General features: G+C 60.4%; 4 protein-coding genes. 1 reads left to right on the forward strand and 3 read right to left on the reverse strand.

Features of this window, described 5'->3' with window-relative positions; translation table 11 throughout:
* On the forward strand, positions 1–1,743 hold a 1,743-nt coding region (locus ACIP1X_RS13090), incomplete at its 5' end, for a DEAD/DEAH box helicase (RefSeq protein ID WP_400752640.1).
* Between the two features lie 331 nt (positions 1,744–2,074).
* On the opposite strand, the gene ACIP1X_RS13095 is transcribed toward ACIP1X_RS13090, so the two are convergent.
* The 3 genes from ACIP1X_RS13095 to ACIP1X_RS13105 all read right to left on the reverse strand — a co-directional run bounded on the left by ACIP1X_RS13095 (position 2,075) and on the right by ACIP1X_RS13105 (position 5,334).
* Complete coding sequence (locus tag ACIP1X_RS13095) at positions 2,075–2,650, reverse strand: YceI family protein (protein WP_400752642.1); 576 nt, start codon at positions 2,648–2,650, stop codon at positions 2,075–2,077.
* 31 nt (positions 2,651–2,681) lie between these two features.
* Complete coding sequence (locus ACIP1X_RS13100) at positions 2,682–3,233, reverse strand: cytochrome b (protein ID WP_400752645.1); 552 nt, start codon at positions 3,231–3,233, stop codon at positions 2,682–2,684.
* Between the two features lie 337 nt (positions 3,234–3,570).
* On the reverse strand, positions 3,571–5,334 hold the full coding sequence (locus tag ACIP1X_RS13105) for a flavin monoamine oxidase family protein (RefSeq protein ID WP_400752647.1): 1,764 nt from the start codon (positions 5,332–5,334) through the stop codon (positions 3,571–3,573).
* Positions 5,335–5,580: the final 246 nt, after the last annotated feature.

Genomic DNA, 5,580 nt, shown 5'->3' on the forward strand with positions numbered 1-5,580 from the left:
ACGGGTACCGGTAAAACCGGCGGTTTCGCCCTTCCGATCCTGGAGCGGTTGTTCCCCAACGGTCACCCGGACAAATCCCAGCGTCATGGCCCGCGCCAACCGCGCGTACTGGTCCTGACCCCGACCCGCGAACTCGCGGCCCAGGTACACGAGAGCTTCAAGATCTACGCCCGTGACCTGAAATTCGTCAGCGCCTGCATCTTCGGCGGCGTCGGCATGAACCCACAGGTTCAGGCCATGTCCCGTGGCGTTGACGTGCTCGTTGCCTGCCCGGGTCGTTTGCTCGATCTGTGTGGCCAGGGCAGCGTTGACCTGTCCCACGTGGAAATCCTCGTCCTCGACGAAGCCGACCGCATGCTCGACATGGGCTTCGTGCACGACGTGAAGAAAGTCCTCGCGCGCCTGCCGTCCAAGCGTCAGAACCTGCTGTTCTCGGCGACGTTCTCCAAGGACATCACCGACCTCGCCGGCAAGCTGCTGCACAACCCGGAACGCATCGAAGTGACGCCGCCGAACACCACGGTCGAGCGCATCGAACAACGCGTCTTCCGTCTGCCGGCCAGCCACAAGCGTGCGCTGCTGGCGCACCTGATCACCGCCGGCGCGTGGGAACAGGTGCTGGTCTTCACCCGCACCAAACACGGCGCCAACCGTCTGGCCGAATACCTGGACAAGCACGGTCTGCCGGCTGTGGCGATCCACGGTAACAAGAGCCAGAACGCGCGCACCAAAGCGCTGGCCGACTTCAAGGCCAACCAGGTTCGCATCCTGGTAGCCACCGACATCGCCGCACGCGGTCTCGACATCGATCAGTTGCCACACGTGGTCAACTTCGAACTGCCGAACGTCGATGAAGATTACGTACACCGTATCGGCCGTACCGGCCGTGCCGGTCGTTCGGGCGAGGCGATTTCGCTGGTCGCACCGGACGAAGAAAAACTGCTGAAAAGCATCGAACGCATGACCAAGCAGAAAATCGCCGACGGCGACCTGATGGGCTTCGATTCGAGCACCATTGAAGCCGAGAAGCCGGAAGTGCGTGAGCGTCCGGACGTGCGTAACCCGCGCAATCCACGTGGCCCACGCGGCGACGGCCCGAATGGCGGCGGCGGTGGCGGCGGTCGTAAAGACAAAGGCAAAGACAAGGGCAAAGAAAAGCCGGCCGGTGAACGTGGCGAGCGTCCTGCCCGTCAGCAGAAGCCACGTGAAGGCACTCCGGCCCGTGAACAGCGTCCAAGCCAACCGCCGCGTGCGGCAGCTGATCGTGCGCCGGACGAGTTCCTCGATGACGATGTGGATAACTTCGGTAACCGCGTTGACTACGTGCCCAAGCCGGCTCCGGCTGGCGGTCGCGGCCGTCGTCCAGGCGCACCGGCTCAAGGTGCAGGCGCAGGTTCGGGCGCACCTCGTGGCGGTCAGCCACAAGGTCGCCAGAACGGCCCGCGCAACAGCAACGGTTCGAGCACCGGCACCCCGCCAGCCAAACGCAGCGGCCCGCGTAACGGCGCACCGCGTGATGGTCAGCCGGCTCGTCGCGATGATGCTTCGTCGTCGCGCAACCGCCGTCCAGCCCGTGACGATCAGCCACGCAGCGAGCCAGCCGTGCAAAACCCGCGCAGCACTGGCCCGAAGATCATGCACAAGGAATCGAAAGCCGACCGCTTCCCGACACCTGAGCAGCTCGATCAACTGCCAAGCCGCCCACGTGGCGAAAAACCAGCCTTGCTGACCCGCAATCGCTGAGTTAACGCAGCAATGAAAAATGCCCCGCCTCGAAAGAGCCGGGGCATTTTTTATCCCTCCGCCACTATTCCTGATTCACCACAATCCCCCTGTGTACACCACCCCTGTGGCGAGGGGATTTATCCCCGATCGGCTGCGAAGCAGTCGCAGATCAAGCGAACGCGGTCCGTCAGATGCACCGCGTTGTAGATTTTGGGGCCGCTGCGCGACCCATCGGGGATAAATCCCCTCACCACAAAAAGCCCGCCCCCACAGGGAATTGTGTTGTGACGGGCAATAAAAAACGCCCCCGACCTTTCAACCGGGGGCGTTTTTGTGTGGCGGGGGAAAGTTACTTAATTTTCACGCCTTCCAGCGAGATGTCCAGATCCGCAGTTTGCGAGGTAGGACCTGGGCCCTTGATCCCGAAATCGTTCAGGTTCAGGGTGGTGGTGGCGTTGAAGCCAGCACGCTCGCCGCCCCATGGATCCTTGCCTTCGCCATTGAACGTGGCCTTGAAGGTCACAGGCTTGGTCACGCCGTGCAGGGTCAGGTCGCCAGTCACGTCAGCGGTCTTTTCACCGGTCGATTTAACGGCGGTGGAGACGAACTTGGCGTCAGCAAACTTGCCAACATCGAGGAAGTCTTTGCTGGCGATGTGCTTGTCACGCTCAGCGTGGTTCGACCACAGGCTGGCGGTTTTCACGTCTACAGCGATCTTGCTGGCTTCAGGCTTGGCCGAATCCCACGAGAAGGTACCGTCGAAATCTTTGAAAGTACCGTGGATGAAGCTGTAACCCAGGTGGCTGATTTTCCAGTCAACGAAGGCGTGCTGGCCTTCCTTGTCGATTTTGTAGTCCGCTGCCATGGCCTGAGCCGAGAGCAGTGCAGAACCGATTGCCAGAGCGGCCAGAGTCTTTTTCAACATGCTTTCTTTTCCTTTGAGTCGAGGTTGAATTTCAGGCTTTGCGACCGAGCATTCGCGTCAGGGTCACATCACGATCGATAAAGTGGTGCTTCAAAGCTGCCAACGCATGGAGACCGGAAAAAATTACCAGTATCCACGCCAGCCACAGGTGAATCACCCCAGCGGAATCTGCCTGATCCGGTAGCCCGGAAAGCAGTGCAGGAACTTCAAACAGGCCAAACACCGGGATCCCGACACCGTCTGCGGTGGAAATCAGGTAACCGGCAATCATCACAGCGAACAGCGCGAGATACAGAAACCCGTGGCCGAACTTGGCGCCGAGACGGGTCATGCGGCTGTAGCTTTGCAGCGTCGGCGGCGGTGGGCTGATAAAGCGCCACAGCACCCGTAACACCATCACGGCCAGCAATACCAGGCCGATGCTCTTGTGCAGATCCGGCGCCTCTTTGCGCCAGCTGCTGTAGTAATCCAGCCCGACCATCCACAGACCCAGCGCAAACAATCCGAAGACCACCAGCGCCACGCCCCAGTGCATGAAGATGCTGACCCAACCGTAGCGCGAAGAAGAGTTACGTAGCTGCATTGCCCAAATCCTGTGAGAACTGCGAACCAAGACTAGCGAGTTATCTATCGAATTAAAGCGGAAAATTTCGCTTTGAAATATCGAGAAATACGATCAAGAGTCTGTAAGTGGCGTGTTAAGGAAAGATTAACGGGGAAAGTGTGGCGGGATGTTGTTTCTAAGCAATGGATTTGTGTTGGCAGAGCCGGCCCTATCGCGAGCAGGCTCACTCCTACAGTGACCGTATTGCAACTGAAGAAATGCGCTCCCCTGTAGGAGTGAGCCTGCTCGCGAAAGCGGTCTTTCAGGCAAAAAAAAGCGCGGCATAAACGCCGCGCTTCTTCATTCACCGCAAGGCTTACTGCGCCTTGGTCTCGGTCGTTGCAGCAGGCTTGGCCGCTGGCTTCTTCGCCGGTTCAGCCTTCTTCGCTGCCGGTTTCGCCGCAGGCTTTTTCGCCTCGGTTTTCGCAGCAGGTTTCTTCGCCGCAGGCTTGGCCGCCGCTTTCTTCGCTGGCTCAGCCTTCACCGGTGCCGCAGGCTTCGGTGCTTCCACCGGAGCTGGCGCAACTGCAGGAGTCGGCGCAGGTGCTGGTGCTACCGGAGCAGGAGCCGGCTCTGGCGCCTTCACTGGCTCAGGCTTCTTCTCGTCATCCGAACCGCCAAACAGGTTGCTGAAGAAGTTACCCTTCTTCGCCGCCACGGCTCCCGCCGCCGCTGCTGCAGCCGGCACCACTTTCACCGGTTCAAACGATTTGCCTGCCGCCAGATCTTCAACCTGACTGGCCGCACGCTGACCGGTGCGCAGTGCGCCTTCCAGCGTGCCCGGGTACAAGGTGTCGGTGTGTTCGCCAGCGAACGCTACGCGTTGCAGCGGACGTTCCCACAGGCGCCAGAACTTGCTGATCTGGCCCGGGCCGTAAGCCAGGTAAGCGCCGCCCATCGACGGGTCGGTGCTGTAGCGGCGGATTTCATAACCGGTGAACGAGCCACGGGCCTGTGGATAAAACGCGTGCAGACGGATCAGCACCTGATCGACCATCTGCTTGTCGCCGAACGCCTGCATCACGCGGGCATTGTCGCCGGACAGGTTGATCACCACGTTGGCGCCGCCCTTCAGCGCAGGTTCGATCCAGAGCATGCCGAGACCGGTGTTGCTGTAGATCTCGCCGGACATGCGCGCCTTCGGTTCCCACACTGGCGTCTTGAACTTCAGCATGATCTGGTCGCGCCAGCCGTAGTTGGTGCCTTTGATCGCGGCCAGGTGCTGAGCATCCAGCGCCGGTGTCAGGGCAATCTTGTTCAGCGCACGCAGCGGCACGGCCAACACGACGTAGTCAGCCTGATAACCAACGCTGCCGACTTTGACGGTCACGCCGTCCTTGTCCTGAACGATCGCCGATACCGGCGAGTTGGTCTTGATGGTTTTGATCTGTTTGACGAACGCCTGCGCCAGCACCTGGCTGCCGCCGACCAGACGCGAAGCACGCAGGTCACGGTCGGAAACGCCGCGATAAACGCGATTCTGCTGCGCGAAGTACAGCAGCGACAGACGCGAAGGTTCGTCGTAGTGAGTGCGGATGTCCTGGTTGATCAACTGACGCGCTGTGGCCGGCAGGTTCTGCCGGTCGAGCCAGCTCGCCACGGTGATCTGATCCAGCGCGTGCAGGGTGTTGGTCGCGGCCGGGTTCTGCGGATCATCGATCGAACGCGCCAGGTCATCGACGGTTTTTTCGTAACGCTTGATCGCTTCGGCGGTGGCCGGTTGCTTGGTCGCCAGATCAGCGGCGGAGAAATACTCGCCGTCGATCAGATAACTCGGCGTACGCACGAATTCCGGCGCCGGTGTGGTGCCCAGCTTGAACGTCGAGACGTACTTGTTCAGCACCGGCTGCGTCTTGTCGTTGCCGATCCACTCGCTGGTGGCCATGCCCGAGCGCCCGCCCATGCTCGGTTTGGCTTCCAGCAGCGTGACCTGCCAGCCCTTGTTTTGCAGTTCGTAAGCGGCGGTCAGACCCGACAGGCCACCACCGATCACAATTGCAGTTTTATCCTTGGCCAGCGCCGTAACGCTGAACAGCCCCAACATCACCAGCGCACAGGCGCGCAGCCAACCGACAGACATTCAGCGAACTCCGGAAATACCACAGAAAAAAGCAGTTGTGCGGGTCAGACGACCCAAAGAACCGCGAAGAATACGTTAGCCATCAAAACGCCGCCAGCGACGTCTATCGGCTCATACAAAGTAGCTCAATCGACACAATGGGTTGTTCCCGCGCGACGCATTGCATAGGCTTGCGCGATTGTTTGCCCGCGCCTGACGCGAGCCGCCTCGAGGAGACTGTAAATGGGCCTGAATAACCAGTGGATG

The sequence above is a fragment of the Pseudomonas sp. NPDC088885 genome (assembly GCF_044750025.1).
Taxonomy (GTDB): Bacteria; Pseudomonadota; Gammaproteobacteria; order Pseudomonadales; family Pseudomonadaceae; genus Aquipseudomonas; species Aquipseudomonas rustica.